Genomic DNA, 18,347 nt, shown 5'->3' with positions numbered 1-18,347 from the left:
AAGCACCTTGCCTTGACAGCAGACCCTCAACTACTCGTCGTGCTGCCACTGATCCCGGAGCTGGGTCTTAACGCTTTCAAGATCGAATCGAAAGTGGCCGCTGGGCAAGGTCACGTCGGGGACTACCCATCCGCGGTCAACCCAACGCTGCACGGTCCTAGTTGACACACTCAGCTGTTCAGCAAGTTCTCGGGTCATCAGTAGGCCCACAAGCTCACTGTTGTCCGCGCGTGAGCGTCGTGCAACCCACCTGTACATCTATGTTCACTCAAGTGATCTATAGTCCACTAGTGTCGCCGTGTGTCGTTTTTTGTCCGTTTTTGGCGTGGAGGAGGTCCAGGCGTCGCCGTTGGTGAAGCGGCCCTACGACCTCCGCCACGCCACGGTGTCCACGTGGCTCAACGCGGGTGTGGAACCAACGCGAGTCGCTGAGTGGGCGGGACACAGCGTGCACGTCCTGCTCCGGGTCTACGCGAAGTGCCTCGACGGGGGCGAGCAGGCGGCTCGGCAGCGAGTTCAGGACCTCCTCGGCGACGCCGAACTGTGGCACGTATATGGCACAGACGGCCGTGAAACCCCGTAGTTAGCCGGACACGGCCGGACAACAGAAAACGGCCCGGTTGCCCTGTCATTGCAGGTCACCGGGCCGTTGTGGCTGGTGTGCCGGGTAGAGGATTCGAACCTCTGAAGCTTGCGTGGCTGATTTACAGACCACAGGACACAACGCCCTGACCAGCCAAAACGACTATCGATAGGCCAACTTGGGCACGGATTTGGCACAGACGCCGTCGGAACCACGCTCCTGCTACCTGTGGCCCGGGTTGACCGTCGGGAGAGACTGCGTCGCATGGGGAACTGGGAGAACCACGATCAGGTTGTGGCGAACACCGACGTTGGCGGTAGCGGGATCTTCGGCAGCCACGTACAGCAGGGCACCAGCGGCGAAGTCGTCGAGACCCGCACGGGACTGTTCGAGTCGTACGCGACCGTGAAGTTCGACAACGGTTACACCGAAGAGGTCCGCGCCAGCGACCTGAAGAAGGGCAGCTGGTGGTGAGTGTTCAGAGCTGGGCTGCGGTTCTACCGCGACGGACACCTGTCCGCCGGCGCCTCGAAGCTGGTCTGACGGCCCTGGCGGCCATGCCGGTCACCTTCACCCCGTGTCCGGTCTCAATCAGCGACGCCTAAACCCTGCAGGACAAGTTCGGCTCACTGAACACAACAGCGGGTCAGCACCCGGAGGCACTGACCCGCTGGTCAGACAGCTGCAATAACGTCGAACGTGCCTAGAGCTAAGGATCATCACGACGGGTTGTCAGTGTCCTTGCGGCGGCGTCGGCGTGACGTGATGAACGCTCTGATCCCGATCACGATCCCGATGAGGATGGCGAGTTCGCCCACCGTGATCAGTGCTGCGGCTCCGAAGTGAACCCCCGTGCCGGGAGTGTGGGCCAGTGCGGACCACACGAGTCCCGCGACCAACACGGCCACACCAGACAGGATGACGATCAGCGGGCGTGCAGCGGGTTTACTCGCGAGACCCATCACAACGGATTTCCTTGTCCTTCGTAGAAGTTCCAGCCCGCGCCACGGACAGCGCCGTAGTAGGCGCTGGTGACCTCGTCGCAGGACACTCTCCGGGGGTCGACCCACACCGGGTACGCCTCCGCGCATGCATCGAGGAGATCCGACCAGAACTGGTTGTCACAGTCCAGCCGGTCGGTGGTGGAGTCTTTCGAGTAGCAGGCATCGTGGGTATCGCATGAGGGGCGGAAGTTGGCGTCTAGGTAGGAGTCGGGCGCGCTGGTACAGCCGTTGCCCATGATGTGATCGGGCATGGGCGTCAGGGGGCCGAGTTCGCTGATGTCGGGCACCGAGGCAGGGTCGATGCCTGCGGGGAGCCGATCGGGTTCTCCGGGGGTTGGGGTCGCGGTGACGGTGCGTCCGCCGTCAGTGCTGGTGTAGGTGATGCCGTGCCACGTATAGGACTGTTCCTGCGTAGTACCGATGGCGGGTGTGGTGGTGGCGAGGCACAGTGCGGCGGCGGCGACGAGGGTGCCGAAGACTCGGTGTAAGTAGCTCATATCGGCGAGCGTGGCCTGGGTCCGGTGCCGGCGTGCTGATTTTCCGATCAGCCCACCCATTCAGAGCAGGAACAGTGAGCAGGACAAACGGTCGTTCCTGCGCGACGCGGAAGCCGCTGCAGGCTGCCAGCGGTCGAGTTCGGACGCTGGCGCCACCGCCCCACGTCCTGCGCATCCGCCCGGACCTACGCGCCACCGACCTCTGAGCACACGTCACGTATCGCGCGGCCGCACCAGACGGGACGGCAACCAGTGCGTCAACATCATCCCGCCACCCGAACCATCAGCACGACCGAGCCGGTAGCGCACCAACGCGATCCACGCACCCGTCGACGCCCGACCCCAACAGCACAGCTCACCCGGCGCTTGCTCGCCGACAGCCCACCCCGACCCGAACACCACATCCCCGGCACCGAACAGCCCCGGCAGATCGATCCACACCGGCCGCGGCGGCCGCACCGGACGGTCCTGGTCGAGAAAACTCGGCGGCGGAGCCTGCAAGTCGAACACGCGTTCATAGTGCTAGTTGCGCACGCAAGATCGCCATACTGGGAGCAGGAACGATCAGGCCCCTACCTATCGTGGCTGTAAGTGCACCGAAGTCACCGACTCTGAGGTCTACCGGATGAGCAGCAGGAACCAACCGACCGTTGCCGTGGTTGGTGTGGGCAGTGTCGGGGCGATGGCGTTGTGGCAGCTCGCCAAGCGAGGCGTGCCGGTCGTGGGTTACGACAGCTATTCCCCTGGGCATGATCGAGGCGCGGCTGGCGGGGAGAGCCGGATTCTGCGGGCCGCGCCTCGGCGGGGTCCGCAGTACGTGCCGCTGCTGCGGCGTGCTCGCGAGCTGTGGCAGGAACTCGAAGACGAGAGCGGGCATCGGCTGTTTCACCAGACCGGCTGCGTCACCGTCGGCCCGGCGGAACACGCCGGACTTCGCGCAGTCAAGGACATCGCCGAGGCACAGGACCTGCCGCTCGAGCGGTTGGAAGCAGCCGAGGCCGCGCGTCGGGTGCCGGAACATCCGCTCCGCGACGGGGAAGCCATGGTGCTGGACCCGGATGGCGGACTGCTGCGGCCCGAGGTCAGCCTGCTCGCAGCCGCATCCCGCGCGGAGGCGCTCGGCGCGCAGATCCGCCGCTATACGCCCGTCGTGGAAGTCCAGAATCACGGCGACTTGGCGACCGTGGTCACCGAGCACGGTAGGCAGAGCTACGACCGCGTGATCCTCGCTCCAGGCCCGTGGCTCCAGGGATTTCCGGTGATCCCGTCCCGCGACGTGACCGTGAGCAAGGTCGATGTCCTTTGGTTCGCCCGCCGCTCGCCCGGGACCTTCCTGCCCGAGCGGACCCCGGTGGCCATGCGGGTCGGGGAGCCGGCCATGTCGTGCTGTCCTGGAGCAGACGGCGCGAAGATCGTGCCGCGCGAACAGGACAAGGCCGAGATCGACTTTCCCGAGACGCTGCCGCGCGACGTTCTTGCCAACCAGGTCGCGCAGGCTCATGATGCCGTCGAGCAGGTCATGCCCGGGCTCTTCCCCAGTCCGATCCGCACGGCCACCTACAGCGAGGCATACACCGCCGACGGGCACGGACTGCTTGGCACACCAGGCATTAACGAGGCACTGGTCATCGCCGCCGCGTTCTCCGGGCACGGCTTCCAACTCGCGCCCGTCCTCGGCGAGATCAGCACCGATCTCGCCCTCACCGGCACCACGCCCCACAACGTCGCGTTCCTCGCCCCGGACCGCCAGCAGCACGGCTGACGCTCACTCGACACACTCCCGAACCGCGCGATCAAGGCACAGCACGCCACCCATCCCACGGGCGTGGGCCGTTGCGTCCCTGCAGGCAGGCCAGCCGGTGAACGAGCTGTTCGCCAACCACAGGGTTCTTCTCGGCGACCTGGGCGGCCATGGTGGTCATGCGGAGTTCGCGGATGTCGCGCAGGACCTCGAAGCCGTCCCAGGTGGTGACGTCGTAACCGTAGGTGCGGCAGTACTGCGTCCAGGTCTCGACGTCGAGCCAGCCCGTGGTCACACGCGAGACCGCAGTAGAGACCAGGTCCCACTCCGGCGGCCCGTAGGCACAGCGCTCGAAATCGAGCAGCACCACACCGGCCGAGGTCGCAGCGACGTTGCCGCGCCAGGCATCCCCGTGCACCAACCGCCACGGAATGCCTGCGGGCAACTCGGCATAGGCGTCCTGCAGCTCGGACAGCCGCTTCTGCAGCCAATCGCGATCAGCCGGAGCGAGCGAACTCGCGGCCTCGATGCGCTCGGCCAACCGCACGAACGGCGCGAGTTCGGGCAGGTTCAACGAATCCGGCGAAGCCAGACTGTGCAAGTCCCGCAGCAGCGCGGCGACATCGGTCGTGGTGCCCTGCGCGTGCGACGGAAGCTCGTGCCAGAACGTCACCGGCCGCTCCCCGATGAGGACCGGCCTGTCCTGGTCACTCCACGGGCGCACGACCGAGACCCCGGAACCCGCAAGCCAGCGCGTCACCAGCAACTCTTTCCGCGCTGCAGCCGTTTGGCCGGCGCGGGCAATGCGTGCGACGACGCCTCCACGCAGGCGGTACAGAACGTTCTCGCCATCGCGGATCAGCTCGGCCGACGCATGGTCCAAGCCGACCTGATCGCACGCCTGCCGCAGCACGTCCGCAGTTCCCACGCTCATACCGTGGCCACCGCTGATTCGATGCGACCACGCAGCTCGGTGACCTCGTCGACTTCCTGATGAGCACGTGCGTACCCGCTCAGCACCCGGAGATCGTCGGCGGCACGCCGGGACTTGATCGGCGTAGCCGCTTCCAACGCGCTGCTTCCCAAGCCCGCCGCTTCGATCGGATCGCCGGTGACCATCACCAGGGACGCAAGCTTGGTCTGGCTGATCGCGCGCGACCGCGCCGCGGTGTCCCCGTGCCCTCGTACTGCCATGTCCAGCCGCGTCGTTGCGTCAGTGATGAAACGGCCCTGGATGGCCAATTCCCACAGCGCATGACCGGTATCGCCAGCATGTTGGGCAGCGTCGTAGTACGCCATCCACGGCGGATCATTCGCCGGTTCAGCATGTCCGAACGCTTCATCGGCATTGCCGACGGCCATCGCCGTCTCCTGAAATCGCTGAAGCTTGCCCAAAGCCCGCGCCCGTGCCGTGTGCAACATCGCCTGCTCCGTGGCCGCGAGCCGGTCGCAACGAACCAACGCCATCTCGGAGAAGGTCAGACCCGAGTCCGGATCGCCGCACCAAATCGCCTGTCGCGCCATCGAGGACAAGATCTTGGCGCGCAAGTGCCAGTCACCGGCGTCTTCGGCGCAGCCCAGTGCGAACCGGAACATCCGACGCGCATCGTCGTGCGCGTAGGCGTCGAATGCCATGAAGCCGGTGACGTGGCCGAGGTAGCCGACCGCGGAAAGCAGTTCGGCCCGCGTCCGCTCTGAGCACCGCGCGTTGAGGAGCTGCACTGCGAATCGCAGTTGAGCCATCACCGCTTCACGGACGAAACCGCCGCCATAGCGGGCATCCCAGCTCCCGAAAGCTTGCGCTGCGGCACGCACTTCGGCGACCTCGGACGCCCCGACCACAGGCGGGACGGGAGTCGGCTCGGTGAACGCGAACATGTCGATGATGCGTGCGCTGCCCATCGAGGCCGCGCCGACTCCGGTCGTGCGTAAGAACTGCTGCCTGTCCACGTTGTCCTCGTGACGGTGCTCCCGCCGCGGGCGCCGGAATCCAAGCTCGCTGTCGGTGTCCACACCCAGCGTCCCGCGCAGCGCTGCACGTCGATGCTCGTCCTGCGGCCAGCGGATTTTTCCCTGCTCAAGCTTGCCGACGTAGTTGGCGTCGATCTCCGCGATGTTGGTGGCTTCGGTGTTCTCGTAGATCCACGCATTGACCAGCTCGGCAAGCTCCTGGCGCGTCAATGGTTCCCCGGAGGCGTTCGGTGACTCGACGCCCTCCCGAGCACGACGCAGCAGCTCATTAGCCTCTGGCATGGACGGCCCCTCATCCACGGTTTGGGAGTTCCCTCACACAAACAGTAACCGTGGTGGCGCAGCTCGATCTTCCCTCAATCCTCCCCCTCCATTCCCCTTGACGGCCCCGCAATCCGCCGTCCCGCCCATCAGGCTCCGGCGCCAGTCTGTACGCAGCGTGAGCAACGACGCCGAGGTAGCGGCTCGCCGATCAATGGGGAGGTAGTCGATCCATGTCGCACGAAGAGGTCGAGCATGGAAGGGCGCGGGCGGATGTCGAGTTCTCGTTGGCGGACTACCGCTTTCGTTACGTCCCGGGAATCGTCGGCGAGTCCAAGCGGGTGGTTCACCAGGCTGTCTTCACCGATGGCGCGTCGGTCTGGTCCCTGTGCCGGAACAAGTTCGGCATCGCCGAGGTCGAGGAAGTCGGACGCTGGGGAATGCCGTGCATGCAATGCACCGCCCGAGCGGCCGCGGCGGCGACGAAACCTGCGCTCAATGCAGGTTCGCAGGTCATCGAGGGAAGTGACGTGCGATGACCGGCGCGGTCCTGGTTCTACTTCTGCTCGCGATCAGCCTTGGCTTGCTCGCCTGGCCGCCGGATGCCCCACCCCAGCACGAACAGAACCCGGTCAGGCCGTGGAGTCGCTGATGACGGGACTGGTGTGGACGGCGAGCATCACGGAATCGCAGTGGCACGCCGTGATTCGGTGGGAGTGGTGCGGTGCTCGACCAGTGGCCGTCTGCGGCCACGTCATTCCGGGCAAGGTCCACGGCCGCCGAAACGTCGAGCCACCGCAGGACCTTGGCCGATCGTCGTGCGCTGCGTGCTGCGCCGCGTTGGCGGTCGAATACGGCCGGATGTCCGGCTCGCCTGCTGCGCAGGCAAGGGAGCCCGACGCGACCGAGGTGTTCGAAGCCCTGGCGAACAAGGAAACCGCTCGCGACTTCGAGCTAGCGAGTGTGCTGGAGCGGTTTCCGTGCTGGCCGTCGGTCGACCCGGACAGGCGTGCGCTGAGGAATCCGCGACATGTGTCCTGGTTAGCCGCCTGAACCCCGTGACCGCGACTCGCCTGTCAGGCCCAGCCGTGGGCCGTCTCGATCCCCGGTCGGCGGTGTTGGTCCCGATACAGCACCGCTGACCGGTTTCCACCTGTTCAGGCCGAGGGCGCCACCTAGGCAGCCGTTCGGCCTGCCCGTAGCCTTAAGCGAGCCGATGAGGAGCAGCGCTTGATGGAGAACGCGACGTTCACGCCGCAGACCACCCGCCAAGTTCTGGAGACCGCGAGCGAAGCCGCAGGAGTGGACCCCCGCGGCGCCGAGCTTGTCCGGATGGGCGAGAACGCCATGTTCCGCCTCGCCACCGCCCCGATCATCGCCCGCGTCGGCCGCTCGGTCACCGCCGCCCGCAAGGAAACCCGCGTGGCCAGCTGGCTTGCCGCGCACCAGATGCCCGCCGTCAGGCTCGCCCCGACCGATCGGGAGTTCTTAGCCGTCGGCGACCTGGTGGTGACCTTCTGGGAGTTCATCGAGGAAAGCGACCAGCCGGTCACTTCCGGCGAACTCGGGGACATGCTTCGTCGGCTGCACGCCATCCCCGAGCCTTCAGACCTCGCGCTGCCGTTCTTCGAGCCCATGCCGAAGGTTGAGAGCCGCCTCAAGAACATCGGCTCGGCGCTGTCCGACGACGAACGCGCGTTCCTCAGCAGCCGCAAGGCCGAGCTCGACAAGCAGTTCGCCAGCCTGAGCTTCCAACTCGGGTTCGGCCCGGTGCACGGCGACTACCACAAGGCCAACCTCATGCGGGACCACAGCGGGACCGTGCGGGTCATCGACTTCGAAGACTTCTGCTGGGGACCGCGCGAGTGGGACGCCTGCGTCGAAGCCGTCCGATACCAAGCCATGGGCTGGGTCAGCAATGGTGACTACACCGCCTACATCGACGCCTACGGCTTCGACCCGTTGGAGTGGCCAGGGTTTCCGGTCATCCGGGCCATCCGCGAACTCAACATGACTACATGGCTCGCCCAGCAGACCGGTCAGTCCCCAGAGGTCGACGACGAGGTCCGCAAGCGAATAAAGGACCTACGTGACAGCGAGCGCCCGCGCCACTGGCGCACATTCTAAGTGTGGAACACTGCCCTCATGAATGCTCAAGCCTGGATCGCACTGTATGCGGCCGTGGTTTCAACAGGAACGTTGCTCTGGCAAGCAACTTCCTACTGGCACACAAACCGACCACAACTAATTCTGACATTGAAGCCGTACCATATACCGAAAAAGTTGCCAGAAAATATATCACTGTGGGGCCTCGACGAGAAAATTCGACAAGGCAAAGGGAGAGCAACTTCCCTGTTTGATATTTCCATCTTCAATCCTCGCCCCACTAAGACACAGGTTACCCGAGTAACCATGTACCAACGCATCGACGACAAATACAGAAACTGGGACGTAAGTCCAGCGTTAGGCGTTCCATTCTGGCTGGAAGCTGGCGAAGAGAAGCGCTTTGTGCTTGACAGCATCGACCTTTCAAACCCGATTTTTGAAGGAGAGTTTGGAGTCTTTGCCCAGGTCGGCGCAAGAAGGAGGGCCTTCCAGGCAACGGCAGACGCCAACCGCGACGGTCAAGTAATCCTCGACCCCGAATACTATCAGAAACTAAAAGAGGTCGCGGACGAGGAGCCCCCAACCATCCACTATGAGTACGTCGAACCTTGGCGGCCCGGCAATGAAGGCAACCAGCCCAAGTAGCCACAATTAAAAGCCGACGGCTAATGAGCTAGTATGCCGTTTTCTGCGTCACGTATTTTTCAAACTCAGCAACGGAAGGTACATCCGATTTTTTGCGGAGTCGGGCGCGGAACTCGTCGAGGTAGGAGTTGACGCGGTACGACTTGAGGCCAGCGGCAGTGTCGACGACCTCGCGGGCGATGGTGACAGCCTGCTCGACTTCGTTCGCCTGCAAATAGGACGTGGCGAGCACGGTTCGGCAGAAGGACAGGCTGCGGACGTAGAGGCTTTCGGATGCCTCGATGGACTTGGCTGCGTGCTCGGTGGCCAGATCCGGTTTTTCGAGGTCGCGGAAGCAGTGGGCGAACTCGGCGTTCAGTTCGGCGGCGTCGAAGTACTTGATCCACTCGGGATCGTTCTCGGGGTTGCTGGCGCTGAGCTGCTTTTCGGCTTCCAACATCGCCGCAGTGGTTTCCTGCTCGTTGCCCTGCGAGGACAGCGCGCGAGCCTCCATGGAGTGGAACAGCGCCATCGCCGTCGGCGTCGCCTGCCCACGTGCGCCCTGCGCGGCCGCGCGCGCCAGGTGCACGGCTTGCTCGTAGTAGCCCAGGAAGTTCGCCTGGTGGCTCATGCCCGCGAGGATGCGTCCGGCCAGCGGTCGATCCCCTGCGGCCCGCGCGAGCCGGAACGCCTGGTGCAGGTAGCGCTGCGCGAGCGCGTGCTGTCCAGTGTCGTAACAAGTCCACCCGGCCAATCGAGTCAGCGCGGCGACCTCCTGGAAGTACCGCTGCCCTAGCTCGGTGCCTGGGGAGACATGAGGCAGCAGCGGAAGGACTTCGCTTTCCAAGTACTGCGCGACCAGCGGCTTCGGCCGACCTCCGCCATAGCGGTAGTCATACCCGGCGAACATCGCCGTCGCGTCGTGCACAGCCTGGACGTCGAACTCGCTGATCGGCCGCGGCTCCACCGGCCTCGAACGCTCGTCATCGCTGCCGAACATCCACTTGACCAGCAGGTTGCTCCACGCAGCCGGAACTACGAGCAGCTTGTCCGACTGCCCGGTCGGCCTCAGCTCGAACTCGGCGAGCCTGGTCAACGTCGTGATCGAGTGGCTGACGGTCTCCGGGTACTCAAGCGTGTCGTCGACGTTCTCGGCCGGTACCTCGCCGTAGCCGACGTCATCGACCGTCACCGGCCGCCCTACCGCGTGGCTAAGCACCCTGACCAGGACATGACAGGTTCGAGCCTTCGGCCGCCTGGTCGCCCCGCTCAGCCACTTCTCGACGTTGGTGTGCGTAGGAGCGATCGCTTCCCCGCCGTCGATGTTGCTGAGGTCGGTCATGCGCTTGGCCAGACCCTTGTTGGTCATGCCCGCTTCGCGCATCAACGCAGCTAGACGGCGGTTCGGTTCCCTCTCAGCCATGATCGATTGCCTCCGCCGAGTAGTAAAACATGCGGGCCAACCGCAAGGGGCACAAACGACATGTGGCGTGTGCCCCCTGTGCGCCAATGCGCCCCCACGTGTGCGCTGCCGTAAGAGCGCTGCGGCGCGGATTCTTGAGTCATGGCAACGGAGACGGAGTCCGGGAGCGATCAGCCCCGGCGTTCCGAGTCCACAGTGCAGAGAGGAGAAAGCCATGGCCAAGCAGTCGTTCCCCATGCCCGGCACCAGCGGCGGAGGGTTGCTGCCGAAAGTTCTTGGCACGCTGGTGACGCTGGCGGTCGTGACGCTGGTAGTGAAGGACCCCGTCGGAGCCGCGCACCTGGCCGGTCAGCTCGCCGGGTTCCTCGGGACCGTGGTCACCGGGCTGGCGACGTTCCTGCAGAACGTCCTCGGCTAGCTCAGGCGTTGTTCCAGGTGTTCCACGCGCTTCCGCAGCGAGCGCAGCTCGGACCGGATTGCTTCCAGGGTCTCCGAATCGCTGTCCGGAGTGGACACCTCCCCGCCGCGCAAGACTTTCTGCAGGTGGTCCTCCGGCCACCCGAGGGCCTTCGAGATGCGGCTCAGCGTCCGGGGATTCCGCCGACGGGTGCTCAGGACGTGCACCAGCTCGCGCACGGTCGTCAGCGAGATCTCGGCCTGCCCCGCGAGATCGGTCATCGTCATGCCGCGCTCGTCCAGCCGCTCGCCGATGGCTTGGCCGACCGCGTACCAGTCCTCGTTCAAGGGGCCTCCCGCCCGTCGTGACCTGCAGCAAGCCTAGCTGAGCCGATCACTTCACTCCCAATCCACTACCGAAACCGTTGACAATCCACTGCCAATTCACTATCAATATGAGCGTTAATCGACACCGGGAGGACGACATGAACGAACCCGTCCGCGAAGTTCCCAGCGCCGCCGAACTGGCTGGGATCGAAGCCGAGTTGCCTGAAGAGGACCGCCTGCGTGTGCGGGACTACTGGGAGGCCGTGATCTCCGAGGAGTTGGGAGCGCCGGAGCGTCCGGCGACGCCGCAGGTGTGGTCGGTGCTGGGCTCGGGCGAGCGGGTGCGGTTGCGCCGCTATCAACGGCGGGCGGGGAACGCGGTGCTTCGGCTGGTCACCGCCGAGAGCGATGCCCCGTCCGTTCCGCAGGGCGGGGAGGCTGCCTGATGATCGGCCACCTTGGACCCGCGGTCACGTTCGCCGCGACGTTGCCCGCGCTGCTGGTGGCTCATCACGTGGCTGATCACTGGGTGCAGACCTCGCACCAGTCGGCGAACAAGGGGCGCCCGGACGGGCTGGGCCGGTGGAGCTGCGCCAAGCACGTCCTGTCCTACACCACCGTGACCGCCGCAGTGGTCGGGCTGCTGTGGGCGGTGCTCGGTCTGCCGATCACCGCTCCCGGATTCCTCACCGGCCAGGTGGTCAGCGCTGTCACCCACTACTGGGCGGATCGGCGTTTCACCCTCGCTGCGCTGGCTGAGCGGGTCGGCAATGGCGAGTTCTACCGGGTCGGTACGCCGCGGACCGGCCACGACGACAACCCGACGTTGGGCACCGGTGCCTACGTGCTCGATCAAGCCTGGCACTGGCTGTGGCTCGCCGTCGCCGCCTTGATCACCGCGGTTCTCTGACCATCCCCATTTGTCCACTGTGTTCGCTCAGTTTGAAAGGACCGTCATGAGCAGCGACGACTTCGCCATCCAGATCAACGGCCGGAGCTACACCGCCGAGGACATCGCCGCGGGCGAGCACCACGACGACCCGGCAATCTCCGAGTCCGGCAACAGCGTCGTCAACGTCAATCTCGGGTCGGCCGTGGCCAGCGTTCAGGCCGAGTTCATCTTCGGCGACCTCACCTTCGACTGACCGAGCCCTCGCATCACGGCCCGAACACATCCTGAGCAGGAAAGGCACTGCCTTGTCTGAGATCACGAACGCCAGTCTGACCACCGATGTCGTGCTGTTCGCCGAGCACGACGGCTTTGATCACGTGTTGTTGATCCGCCGCGGCTGGGACCCGTTCGCCGGGCGCTGGGCGTTGCCCGGTGGCTACGTCGACACCGGGGAGCAGTTCGCCGACGCCGCGCGGCGCGAACTGCGCGAAGAAACCGGTCTTGCCGCCGAGCGCCTGATCCGCGTCGGCGTCTACGACGAGCCGCACCGCGACCCCCGAGGCCGAGTCATCTCCGTGGCCTACACCGCCCGGCTCACGACCATGCCGCAGGCCCGAGCCGGAGACGACGCCCGCGACGCCCAGTGGATGCCCGTTACCCAAGCCCTAACCAGCCCGCTGGCGTTCGACCACACCGACATCGTCCGCGACGCACTACGCCACATCCACAGCTAACGGCACCCCGAACCAGCCGCACCACTGTCCAGAAAGGACACCCGGCGTGACACAGACCCGACGCCCCGATGGCAAGCCCGAAACCCCTGCCGACACGAAGTTTTTCGATCAGCGCGCGGGCGGGTACCGCGGGCCGATCGACCGGCACGGCAACGCGACGACCGAGCAGAAGTTCCTGCGCAGTACCGCGAGGAACTGGAAGCCGAACCGCAAGTAGCGGTGCCCCCGGCCCAGCCATCCCGCCAAGAACGCGCTGGGCCGGGGCTCCCAACCAATGCCTGATCAATCAGGAGGAATTCGATGCTAGTGCGCCTGTTCCGGCTCGTCGCCGCACCCGTGCGGGTGACCTGCCGGGAGCTGCGATGGGTGGTTCTGCCGATCGCGCTGCTGATCGTGCTGTCGCTGTGCTCCGGGCTCGTGCGCACCGCCGCGCTGTGTGCGTTCGCCGTGGTCGTGCTGCTGCGCGCCGCGATTGTGTCCGTCGATTACCTCGCCGAGCACGTCCCGGCGCCGCGATTGAACTGGGAGGTGACCCGATGACGACGGCGACGAAAAGCGCCTACCCGGTCCCCGTGGACGACTTGCTGCCGCAGGCACGCCAGCTCTCCGAAGACCTCGGCGAGGTTCCGTCGCGGAACCGGCTGATGTCGGAACTGCGGATCGGCGCGAAGAAAGCCAACACGCTGCTGGATCTGCTCGGCACGTCGACGGCGCAGGCGAGCCCATCCCTGCACCTGGTCTCGGCGGCGGACTCGCAGGGCGCCGCCGACGAGCCGACGCAACCACTCGCCGAGGACCACGACACCGAGCAAATCCCGGAACCGGAGCCTGTCGAGTCCGGTACCGCTGACGCCGACGAGCCGGAGCACCCGGCGCCGCACAGCGCTCGGGAGTCGGTCGGCTCGGAGCAGGTCAGCGTTCACGCGAGCCCGGAGCCGTCGCCGGTTGGCAGGCCGGTGCCGCGGTGGCCGGTGTTGTTGCTGGCGTTGCCCGCGTTCGTGGCGATCTGGTCCGGCTGGGTCGGCCTCGGCGGCCTGACCGGGTTCGGCATCGTGCACCCGCTTCCCGGTATCTGGTCCGGGTTCGAAGTCAACACGGCCATCACGCTGCCGATCGGTGTCGAGACCTACGCCGCCTACGCCCTGCGGGTGTGGCTATCCGGCCGGGTCCCTTACCGCGCTCGCCGGTTCGCCAAGATCTCCGCGCTCGGCTCCTTGGGGCTCGGCGCGCTCGGCCAGATCGCTTATCACCTGATGACCGCCGCAGGCATGACCACCGCCCCGTGGTGGATCACCACGGTGGTCGCCTGCCTGCCCGTCGCCGTGCTCGGCATGGGCGCCGCCCTGACCCACCTGCTGCACACCGATCCTCCGGAGGTGTCCCCATGAACCAGCACCACGAGGAACACCACGACCAGGCCCAGCAGGAACCCGACACCGCGCGGGTGCTGCGGTTGCCGTCCGAACGCATCGACGCTCCCAATAGCGCCACGGCCGGACCGGCTGACGAGTCCCGCGAGGCCGAGGCGCCCGAGCACGAACCGGCCACGGAGTCGACCGAGTCGGACTCGGGCGAGGCGCCGGTGATCGAGGGCGAAGTTGTCGACTCGCCGCAGGTGGACCAGCCCGAGTCCAAGTCCGAGCCGGGTTCGTCGCTGGCGCGGTCGGAAAAGCGGTTGCCGATCCTGCCCGCCTGGGCCAAGGACCCGCAGGAATTCCAGGCCACCGCCCGATGGGCACTCGGGTATGCCGCGCACACCAGCGGCTACCACGCTGTTCGCTGCCCGGTGTATCTCGCGCGGATCCTCGCTCGGGTTCCGCAGGGCACCCTGCGGCTGATCCAGGCGGTGTCCCGGTGGATCGGCGACGCCGAAGGCCGCCCCGTCCGGCACGCCTCCGCCCGGCGCGAAGACGCTGCCGAGTACTTGAAGCTCTCGCAGCAGCGGGACGGCCGCGTGCGTGCCCGCGCGGCACTCGCGGCCGGGCTCGGCGCAGCGAGCATCACCGCGATCGTGCTGGGCTATGAGCTGTTGCCGTCGCTGGTGCAGTGGGTGGCGGTGGCCGCCATGATCGGCGGGCTCGGTTGGTTGGGAGCCCCGTCGGACAAGCCGATTGCTTCGCGGGCGGTGGAGTCGACCAAGGTCCCCAAGCTCACCTCCGGTGCGGTCGAAACCGCGCTGGCCTCGCTCGGGATCTCGCTGATCAACCAAGCACTCGGTAAGGGCGGCGGCGGGGTCGGGTTCCCCCGGCCGATCGCCCGCGACGGCAAGGGGTGGCGGGCGGATATCGACCTGCCGCCGGGTGTGATCCCGGGCGACATCATGGAGCGCCGCGCCAAGCTCGCCTCCGGGCTGCGCCGCCCCGTCGGCTGCGTGTGGCCGGAGTCCGACAACAGCGAGCACGCCGGACGCCTGGTGTTGTGGGTCGGGGATCAGGACATGCGCAAGGCCGCGCAACCGGCATGGAAGCTGCGCAAGGGCGCCCGCGTGGACTTGTTCCAGTCGCAGCCGTTCGGGACCGACCAGCGCGGCCGGTGGGTCGACCTGCGGTTGATGTTCACCAGTGTGGTCATCGGCGCGATCCCGCGCATGGGCAAAACGTTCGCGCTGCGTGAGTTGCTGCTGATCGCCGCTCTCGACCCCCGATCCCAACTGCACACCTACGACCTCAAGGGCACCGGTGACCTCGATCCTCTGGAACCGGTCACCCATGTGCACGGGGTCGGTGACGAGCCGGAGGAGATCGACAAGGCCGTGGCGGACATGCGCGGGCTGCGTCAGGAGCTGCGCCGGAGGGCGAAGCTGATCCGCGACTTGGCCAAGCAGGGCCTGTGCCCGGAGAACAAGGTCACTCCCGACCTGGCCAGCAAGCCCTCGCTGGGGTTGCAGCCGATCGTCATCGGGGTGGATGAGTGCCAGGTGTGGTTCGAGCACCCCGACTACGGCGAAGAGCTGGAAGAAATCTGCACCGACCTGGTCAAGCGGGGTCCGGCGTTGGGGATCGTGCTCATGCTCGCCACCCAGCGGCCCGACGCGAAGTCCCTGCCCACGGGGATTTCCGCGAACGCCTCGACCCGGCTGTGCCTGAAAGTCCAGGGACAGACCGAAAACGACATGGTCCTAGGTACCTCGAAGTACAAGCAGGGCGTACGCGCCACGACCTTCGCGTGGGAAGACAAAGGCATCGGCTACCTCGTCGGAGAAGGCTCGGACGCACAGATCGTGCGGTCGGTCGCCGGACTCGACGGACCGGCCGCGGAGAAGATCGCCGCCTACGCCCGGCACCTGCGGGAGCAGGCCGGAACCCTGTCCGGCCACGCCATCGGCGAACAGGTGGAGTCCGAAGAGAACACCCGTAGGGACACGCTGCTCGAAGACATCCTGACCGTCGTGCCCGAAACGGAGAAGAAGGTCTGGAACGAGCGCGTCATCGCCCGGCTCTACGAGCTACGGCCCGAGGTCTACGGCACCTACCGCGAGGCAGCCGACCTGACCGCCGCCTTGAAGCGGCACGGCATCCGCACCGCCCAAGTCTGGGGCAGCACCGACGACGGCAAGGGTGCGAGCCGCATCGGCATCACCCGCGCCGACATCACCGCGGAAGTTGCGGAGCGTAACCGCAGCAGCGGTGCCGCCTAGCCCTCGACAGGTCTCTAGACCTAGAGCCTGCCGCTTCTAGGTCTAGAGACCCCGCTAGACACCCCTTCCCGCCATCACCAGCGCCCTAGTGCCTAGAGGCGCCCGGGCCGACCTGTGCCCAAAACCGCCCAGGAGGCATCTGTGACCCCCGACGGCTCCACCACCGTGTTCCTGCTCCTGACCCTCACGCTTTTTACTCTGGGTTACATCGCGAGCTGCAAACTCTGGCCGTTCAAGCCCTGCCGCACCTGCCACGGCGAAGGCAAGCTGCGCTCCCCGTTCATCCGCGCCCTCCGCCACTGCCCGCCCTGCGGCGGCACCGGACTACGGCCCCGCATCGGGCTCAAGGCGTGGAACGCCTACCGCCGCGTGCAGCGCGACAACCGCCGCAACCGCTGACCGACAGAGCCGCGGTCCCGCCCGCCCAACTCTGGCCAGAGAAGCCGGGCGCGACCACGTCACCCCCTGCGCAGGAGGCGCATCGCATGTTCGCAGAGATCACCCTGCCGCTGGCGACCGCCGGATGGGCGGCCATCGCCACCGCCACCACCCTCACGCTGCACCGTCGCTTGCACACCGACGAGACGACCGGGCTCGGCAACCGCGCCGCCCTACGACGCCACGCCCGCCGCATGGGTCGCTCGGGGCTGGTCGGGGTGCTGCTGATCGACCTGGACCAGTTCAAAGCCATCAACGACACCCACGGCCACGACTACGGCAACAAGATCCTGGCTGCCGTCGGTGCCCGACTCGCTGAGGCCACCGAGCCCAGTGAACGGGCGGTGCGGCTGCACGGCGACGAGTTCGCCGTGCACCTCGGCCGCATCCCGAACCGAGCGCACGCCTGGCAACGGGCCGCAGAGATCGCCGCCGCGCTCGCCGAACCCCTCGATGTCGGCGGCCGCTCGATCACCGCACTCGGCAGCGTTGGACACGCCGTCGCCGAAGCCGGAACTCCGCTCGGCGATCTGCTCGGCGCGGCTGACCGCCGGATGTACCGGACCAAGCACACCAAGCAGGCCCGTCGCGTCCCGTCGCTGCCGACCGGGCGGCCACAGCGCCCCCGCGATCTGCCGCCGCCCGACCACGCCGCATGAACCACTCCAGGGAGCACCACATGACGACATCGTTTGACCGAGCCACATGGCTCGCCCGCCACGGGCTGCACGTCTTCCCGCTGCGCCCGTCCTGCAAGCGGCCCTTCGGCAACTGCCTGCCGTGCAAGGCCGACCAGTGCACGCCCGGCGAGTGCCGGTGCCGGACCGCAGTGCGGCCGTGCCATGGCTACCTCGCAGCGACCACGAATCCGGCCATGCTCCGGCGTTGGTGGACGCACACGCCCCGCGCCAACGTCGGCATCAGCACCGGACCCTCCGGGCTGGTCGTGCTCGATCTCGACCGCAAGTCCAAGCCACCGCAACCGGCCACGCGTGACGTACCCACCCTCGCCGCAGACGGGTTGGTAGCCCTCCACGCCCTCACCACGGCCGAAGGTGCGGCCTGGCCGGACACACTCACCGTCGAGACCCCCAGCGGCGGGCGACACCTCTTCTTCCGCGCCCCGGAAGGGCTGGAGGTCACCAGCGACGCCACCGGCCGCGTCGGGCACCAAATCGACGTCCGCGCCCACGGCGGCTACGTCGTCGCGCCCGGCTCTTCGATCACCACACCGCCGGAAGACTCCGCCGGTAGCTACACGCGGATTTCCGACACCACCGACATCGCACCGCTACCCGCGTGGCTGTACCGCCGTGTCGCGCCGCCGCGCCCGTCGATCAAACGGCCCGAGGCTCCCAACCTCGCAGCAATCCGGACGGGCAACCACGCCCCCGGCTACTGGGACCGGATCTGGGGAGACGAACTGAGCAAGGTCGAGAACCGCGATGGCGAGCGGTGGCGCCTGCTCTACGCCTCCGCCAGACGCCTGGCCAACCTCGCCACCCACGACACCGCCCCCTGGGCCGAACACGACGCCATCGACGCACTCGTGAACGCCGCCATCCGCCGCCGCCAGCGCACCGGCAAACCGACCGAAGAGACCACCGCTCGCCGCAACGCCGTCCGCGGCTGGCGCCGCGGCACCCAGGACGGCCCCGACTCACTGTGCGGCCTCGGCCGAACCGCATGACCACAACCCCGACCCCTGGAGAA

At 66.8% G+C, this 18,347-nt stretch carries 25 protein-coding genes and 1 pseudogene; 19 read left to right on the top strand and 7 right to left on the bottom strand.

The genetic code is table 11. The features are described 5' to 3' along the window. Positions 1-328 precede the first annotated feature (328 nt). Together INP57_RS29355 and INP57_RS05090 are read left to right on the top strand one after the other, a co-directional pair. Positions 329-583 (top strand): annotated as a pseudogene (locus tag INP57_RS29355) (hypothetical protein); the annotation flags it as partial. Between the two features lie 264 nt (positions 584-847). After that, a complete protein-coding gene (locus INP57_RS05090) occupies positions 848-1,057 on the top strand; it encodes a hypothetical protein (RefSeq protein ID WP_200068881.1) in 210 nt (69 codons plus the stop codon). A gap of 245 nt (positions 1,058-1,302) precedes the next feature. Here the strand turns inward: INP57_RS05090 and INP57_RS05085 are convergent, their stop codons facing one another. The 3 genes from INP57_RS05085 to INP57_RS05075 all read right to left on the bottom strand — a co-directional run bounded on the left by INP57_RS05085 (position 1,303) and on the right by INP57_RS05075 (position 2,594). Then, on the bottom strand, positions 1,303-1,545 hold the full coding sequence (locus INP57_RS05085; protein ID WP_200068880.1) for a hypothetical protein: 243 nt from the start codon (positions 1,543-1,545) through the stop codon (positions 1,303-1,305). Further along, the gene (locus tag INP57_RS05080; RefSeq protein ID WP_200068879.1) at positions 1,545-2,144 is read right to left on the bottom strand and encodes a phospholipase A2; all 600 of its coding nucleotides are present in this window, start codon (positions 2,142-2,144) and stop codon (positions 1,545-1,547) included. The genes INP57_RS05085 and INP57_RS05080 overlap by 1 nt, the downstream gene beginning before the upstream one ends. A 153-nt stretch (positions 2,145-2,297) precedes the next feature. Next, positions 2,298-2,594 (bottom strand): hypothetical protein, encoded by a 297-nt coding sequence (locus tag INP57_RS05075; protein WP_200068878.1) that lies wholly within the window; start codon positions 2,592-2,594, stop codon positions 2,298-2,300. Positions 2,595-2,709: 115 nt separating this feature from the next. On the opposite strand from INP57_RS05075, the gene solA reads away from it, so the two are divergent. Then, the gene (solA, locus tag INP57_RS05070) at positions 2,710-3,846 is read left to right on the top strand and encodes an N-methyl-L-tryptophan oxidase (RefSeq protein ID WP_200068877.1); all 1,137 of its coding nucleotides are present in this window, start codon (positions 2,710-2,712) and stop codon (positions 3,844-3,846) included. Positions 3,847-3,877: 31 nt separating this feature from the next. On the opposite strand, the gene INP57_RS05065 is transcribed toward solA, so the two are convergent. Together INP57_RS05065 and INP57_RS05060 are read right to left on the bottom strand one after the other, a co-directional pair. Beyond that, positions 3,878-4,759 carry a phosphotransferase enzyme family protein gene (locus INP57_RS05065; protein ID WP_200068876.1) on the bottom strand — a complete coding sequence of 294 codons (882 nt, stop codon included), beginning with the start codon at positions 4,757-4,759 and terminating at the stop codon, positions 3,878-3,880. Next, positions 4,756-6,006: an NsdA family TPR-like regulatory protein gene (locus INP57_RS05060; RefSeq protein WP_233626942.1), complete on the bottom strand. Its 1,251-nt coding sequence runs from the start codon at positions 6,004-6,006 to the stop codon at positions 4,756-4,758. Before INP57_RS05060 ends, INP57_RS05065 begins: the two co-directional genes overlap by 4 nt. A 284-nt stretch (positions 6,007-6,290) precedes the next feature. On the opposite strand from INP57_RS05060, the gene INP57_RS05055 reads away from it, so the two are divergent. From INP57_RS05055 to INP57_RS05040, 4 genes are all read left to right on the top strand, one after another. Beyond that, on the top strand, positions 6,291-6,596 hold the full coding sequence (locus INP57_RS05055) for a hypothetical protein (protein ID WP_200068875.1): 306 nt from the start codon (positions 6,291-6,293) through the stop codon (positions 6,594-6,596). A 112-nt stretch (positions 6,597-6,708) separates the two neighbouring features. Next, positions 6,709-7,110: a hypothetical protein gene (locus tag INP57_RS05050; protein WP_200068874.1), complete on the top strand. Its 402-nt coding sequence runs from the start codon at positions 6,709-6,711 to the stop codon at positions 7,108-7,110. A 180-nt stretch (positions 7,111-7,290) separates the two neighbouring features. Then, positions 7,291-8,184, top strand: coding sequence for a phosphotransferase enzyme family protein (locus tag INP57_RS05045; protein ID WP_200068873.1), 894 nt, complete (start codon positions 7,291-7,293; stop codon positions 8,182-8,184). An 18-nt stretch (positions 8,185-8,202) separates the two neighbouring features. After that, entirely contained in the window at positions 8,203-8,808 is a 606-nt protein-coding gene (locus INP57_RS05040) for a hypothetical protein (protein ID WP_200068872.1), read from the top strand. A gap of 28 nt (positions 8,809-8,836) precedes the next feature. Here the strand turns inward: INP57_RS05040 and INP57_RS05035 are convergent, their stop codons facing one another. Next, the gene (locus tag INP57_RS05035) at positions 8,837-10,210 is read right to left on the bottom strand and encodes an NsdA family TPR-like regulatory protein (RefSeq protein ID WP_200068871.1); all 1,374 of its coding nucleotides are present in this window, start codon (positions 10,208-10,210) and stop codon (positions 8,837-8,839) included. A gap of 214 nt (positions 10,211-10,424) precedes the next feature. On the opposite strand from INP57_RS05035, the gene INP57_RS05030 reads away from it, so the two are divergent. Beyond that, on the top strand, positions 10,425-10,628 hold the full coding sequence (locus INP57_RS05030) for a hypothetical protein (RefSeq protein WP_200068870.1): 204 nt from the start codon (positions 10,425-10,427) through the stop codon (positions 10,626-10,628). Here the strand turns inward: INP57_RS05030 and INP57_RS05025 are convergent. Next, on the bottom strand, positions 10,625-10,954 hold the full coding sequence (locus tag INP57_RS05025) for a helix-turn-helix domain-containing protein (RefSeq protein ID WP_200068869.1): 330 nt from the start codon (positions 10,952-10,954) through the stop codon (positions 10,625-10,627). The two genes, INP57_RS05030 and INP57_RS05025, sit on opposite strands and share 4 nt — an antisense overlap. Positions 10,955-11,091: 137 nt before the next feature. Between INP57_RS05025 and INP57_RS05020 the strand changes: the two genes are divergently transcribed. From INP57_RS05020 to INP57_RS04970, 11 genes are all read left to right on the top strand, one after another. Continuing rightward, a complete protein-coding gene (locus tag INP57_RS05020) occupies positions 11,092-11,379 on the top strand; it encodes a hypothetical protein (protein WP_200068868.1) in 288 nt (95 codons plus the stop codon). After that, positions 11,379-11,843, top strand: a complete 465-nt coding sequence (locus INP57_RS05015; protein WP_200068867.1) for a DUF3307 domain-containing protein — start codon at positions 11,379-11,381, stop codon at positions 11,841-11,843. The genes INP57_RS05020 and INP57_RS05015 overlap by 1 nt, the downstream gene beginning before the upstream one ends. Positions 11,844-11,889: 46 nt before the next feature. Further along, on the top strand, positions 11,890-12,078 hold the full coding sequence (locus INP57_RS05010; protein WP_200068866.1) for a hypothetical protein: 189 nt from the start codon (positions 11,890-11,892) through the stop codon (positions 12,076-12,078). Positions 12,079-12,130: 52 nt separating this feature from the next. Continuing rightward, the gene (locus tag INP57_RS05005) at positions 12,131-12,559 is read left to right on the top strand and encodes an NUDIX domain-containing protein (protein ID WP_200068865.1); all 429 of its coding nucleotides are present in this window, start codon (positions 12,131-12,133) and stop codon (positions 12,557-12,559) included. Between the two features lie 46 nt (positions 12,560-12,605). Then, positions 12,606-12,776, top strand: a complete 171-nt coding sequence (locus INP57_RS05000) for a hypothetical protein (protein WP_200068864.1) — start codon at positions 12,606-12,608, stop codon at positions 12,774-12,776. A gap of 83 nt (positions 12,777-12,859) precedes the next feature. Then, positions 12,860-13,099 carry a hypothetical protein gene (locus INP57_RS04995; RefSeq protein WP_233626941.1) on the top strand — a complete coding sequence of 80 codons (240 nt, stop codon included), beginning with the start codon at positions 12,860-12,862 and terminating at the stop codon, positions 13,097-13,099. Continuing rightward, positions 13,096-13,947 carry an ABC transporter permease gene (locus INP57_RS04990; RefSeq protein WP_200068863.1) on the top strand — a complete coding sequence of 284 codons (852 nt, stop codon included), beginning with the start codon at positions 13,096-13,098 and terminating at the stop codon, positions 13,945-13,947. Before INP57_RS04995 ends, INP57_RS04990 begins: the two co-directional genes overlap by 4 nt. Then, positions 13,944-16,196, top strand: a complete 2,253-nt coding sequence (locus INP57_RS04985; protein WP_200068862.1) for an FtsK/SpoIIIE domain-containing protein — start codon at positions 13,944-13,946, stop codon at positions 16,194-16,196. Before INP57_RS04990 ends, INP57_RS04985 begins: the two co-directional genes overlap by 4 nt. A 141-nt stretch (positions 16,197-16,337) precedes the next feature. Then, positions 16,338-16,595 (top strand): hypothetical protein, encoded by a 258-nt coding sequence (locus tag INP57_RS04980; RefSeq protein ID WP_200068861.1) that lies wholly within the window; start codon positions 16,338-16,340, stop codon positions 16,593-16,595. 86 nt (positions 16,596-16,681) lie between these two features. Then, the gene (locus tag INP57_RS04975; RefSeq protein ID WP_200068860.1) at positions 16,682-17,293 is read left to right on the top strand and encodes a GGDEF domain-containing protein; all 612 of its coding nucleotides are present in this window, start codon (positions 16,682-16,684) and stop codon (positions 17,291-17,293) included. A 20-nt stretch (positions 17,294-17,313) separates the two neighbouring features. Then, positions 17,314-18,324: a bifunctional DNA primase/polymerase gene (locus tag INP57_RS04970; RefSeq protein ID WP_200068859.1), complete on the top strand. Its 1,011-nt coding sequence runs from the start codon at positions 17,314-17,316 to the stop codon at positions 18,322-18,324. The last annotated feature ends 23 nt before the right edge of the window (positions 18,325-18,347 follow it).

This window comes from Saccharopolyspora galaxeae (genome assembly GCF_016526145.1).
GTDB classification, from domain to species: domain Bacteria; phylum Actinomycetota; class Actinomycetes; order Mycobacteriales; family Pseudonocardiaceae; genus Saccharopolyspora_C; species Saccharopolyspora_C galaxeae.
This window is presented reverse-complemented; position numbering and strand designations above follow the sequence as displayed.

Excerpts from the sequence above, each read along its gene's own strand:
- INP57_RS05085 (WP_200068880.1), bottom strand. The coding sequence starts at position 1,545 with ATGGGTCTCGCGAGTAAACCCGCTGCACGCCCGCTGATCGTCATCCTG.
- INP57_RS05040 (WP_200068872.1), top strand. The coding sequence starts at position 8,203 with ATGAATGCTCAAGCCTGGATCGCACTGTATGCGGCCGTGGTTTCAACA.
- INP57_RS05030 (WP_200068870.1), top strand. The coding sequence starts at position 10,425 with ATGGCCAAGCAGTCGTTCCCCATGCCCGGCACCAGCGGCGGAGGGTTG.
- INP57_RS05065 (WP_200068876.1), bottom strand. The coding sequence starts at position 4,759 with ATGAGCGTGGGAACTGCGGACGTGCTGCGGCAGGCGTGCGATCAGGTC.
- INP57_RS04985 (WP_200068862.1), top strand. The coding sequence starts at position 13,944 with ATGAACCAGCACCACGAGGAACACCACGACCAGGCCCAGCAGGAACCC.
- INP57_RS05010 (WP_200068866.1), top strand. The coding sequence starts at position 11,890 with ATGAGCAGCGACGACTTCGCCATCCAGATCAACGGCCGGAGCTACACC.
- INP57_RS05035 (WP_200068871.1), bottom strand. The coding sequence starts at position 10,210 with ATGGCTGAGAGGGAACCGAACCGCCGTCTAGCTGCGTTGATGCGCGAA.
- INP57_RS05045 (WP_200068873.1), top strand. The coding sequence starts at position 7,291 with ATGGAGAACGCGACGTTCACGCCGCAGACCACCCGCCAAGTTCTGGAG.
- INP57_RS05080 (WP_200068879.1), bottom strand. The coding sequence starts at position 2,144 with ATGGGTGGGCTGATCGGAAAATCAGCACGCCGGCACCGGACCCAGGCC.
- INP57_RS05015 (WP_200068867.1), top strand. The coding sequence starts at position 11,379 with ATGATCGGCCACCTTGGACCCGCGGTCACGTTCGCCGCGACGTTGCCC.
- INP57_RS04970 (WP_200068859.1), top strand. The coding sequence starts at position 17,314 with ATGACGACATCGTTTGACCGAGCCACATGGCTCGCCCGCCACGGGCTG.
- INP57_RS05050 (WP_200068874.1), top strand. The coding sequence starts at position 6,709 with ATGACGGGACTGGTGTGGACGGCGAGCATCACGGAATCGCAGTGGCAC.
- INP57_RS04990 (WP_200068863.1), top strand. The coding sequence starts at position 13,096 with ATGACGACGGCGACGAAAAGCGCCTACCCGGTCCCCGTGGACGACTTG.
- INP57_RS04995 (WP_233626941.1), top strand. The coding sequence starts at position 12,860 with ATGCTAGTGCGCCTGTTCCGGCTCGTCGCCGCACCCGTGCGGGTGACC.
- INP57_RS05090 (WP_200068881.1), top strand. The coding sequence starts at position 848 with ATGGGGAACTGGGAGAACCACGATCAGGTTGTGGCGAACACCGACGTT.
- INP57_RS04975 (WP_200068860.1), top strand. The coding sequence starts at position 16,682 with ATGTTCGCAGAGATCACCCTGCCGCTGGCGACCGCCGGATGGGCGGCC.
- INP57_RS05055 (WP_200068875.1), top strand. The coding sequence starts at position 6,291 with ATGTCGCACGAAGAGGTCGAGCATGGAAGGGCGCGGGCGGATGTCGAG.
- INP57_RS05020 (WP_200068868.1), top strand. The coding sequence starts at position 11,092 with ATGAACGAACCCGTCCGCGAAGTTCCCAGCGCCGCCGAACTGGCTGGG.
- solA (WP_200068877.1), top strand. The coding sequence starts at position 2,710 with ATGAGCAGCAGGAACCAACCGACCGTTGCCGTGGTTGGTGTGGGCAGT.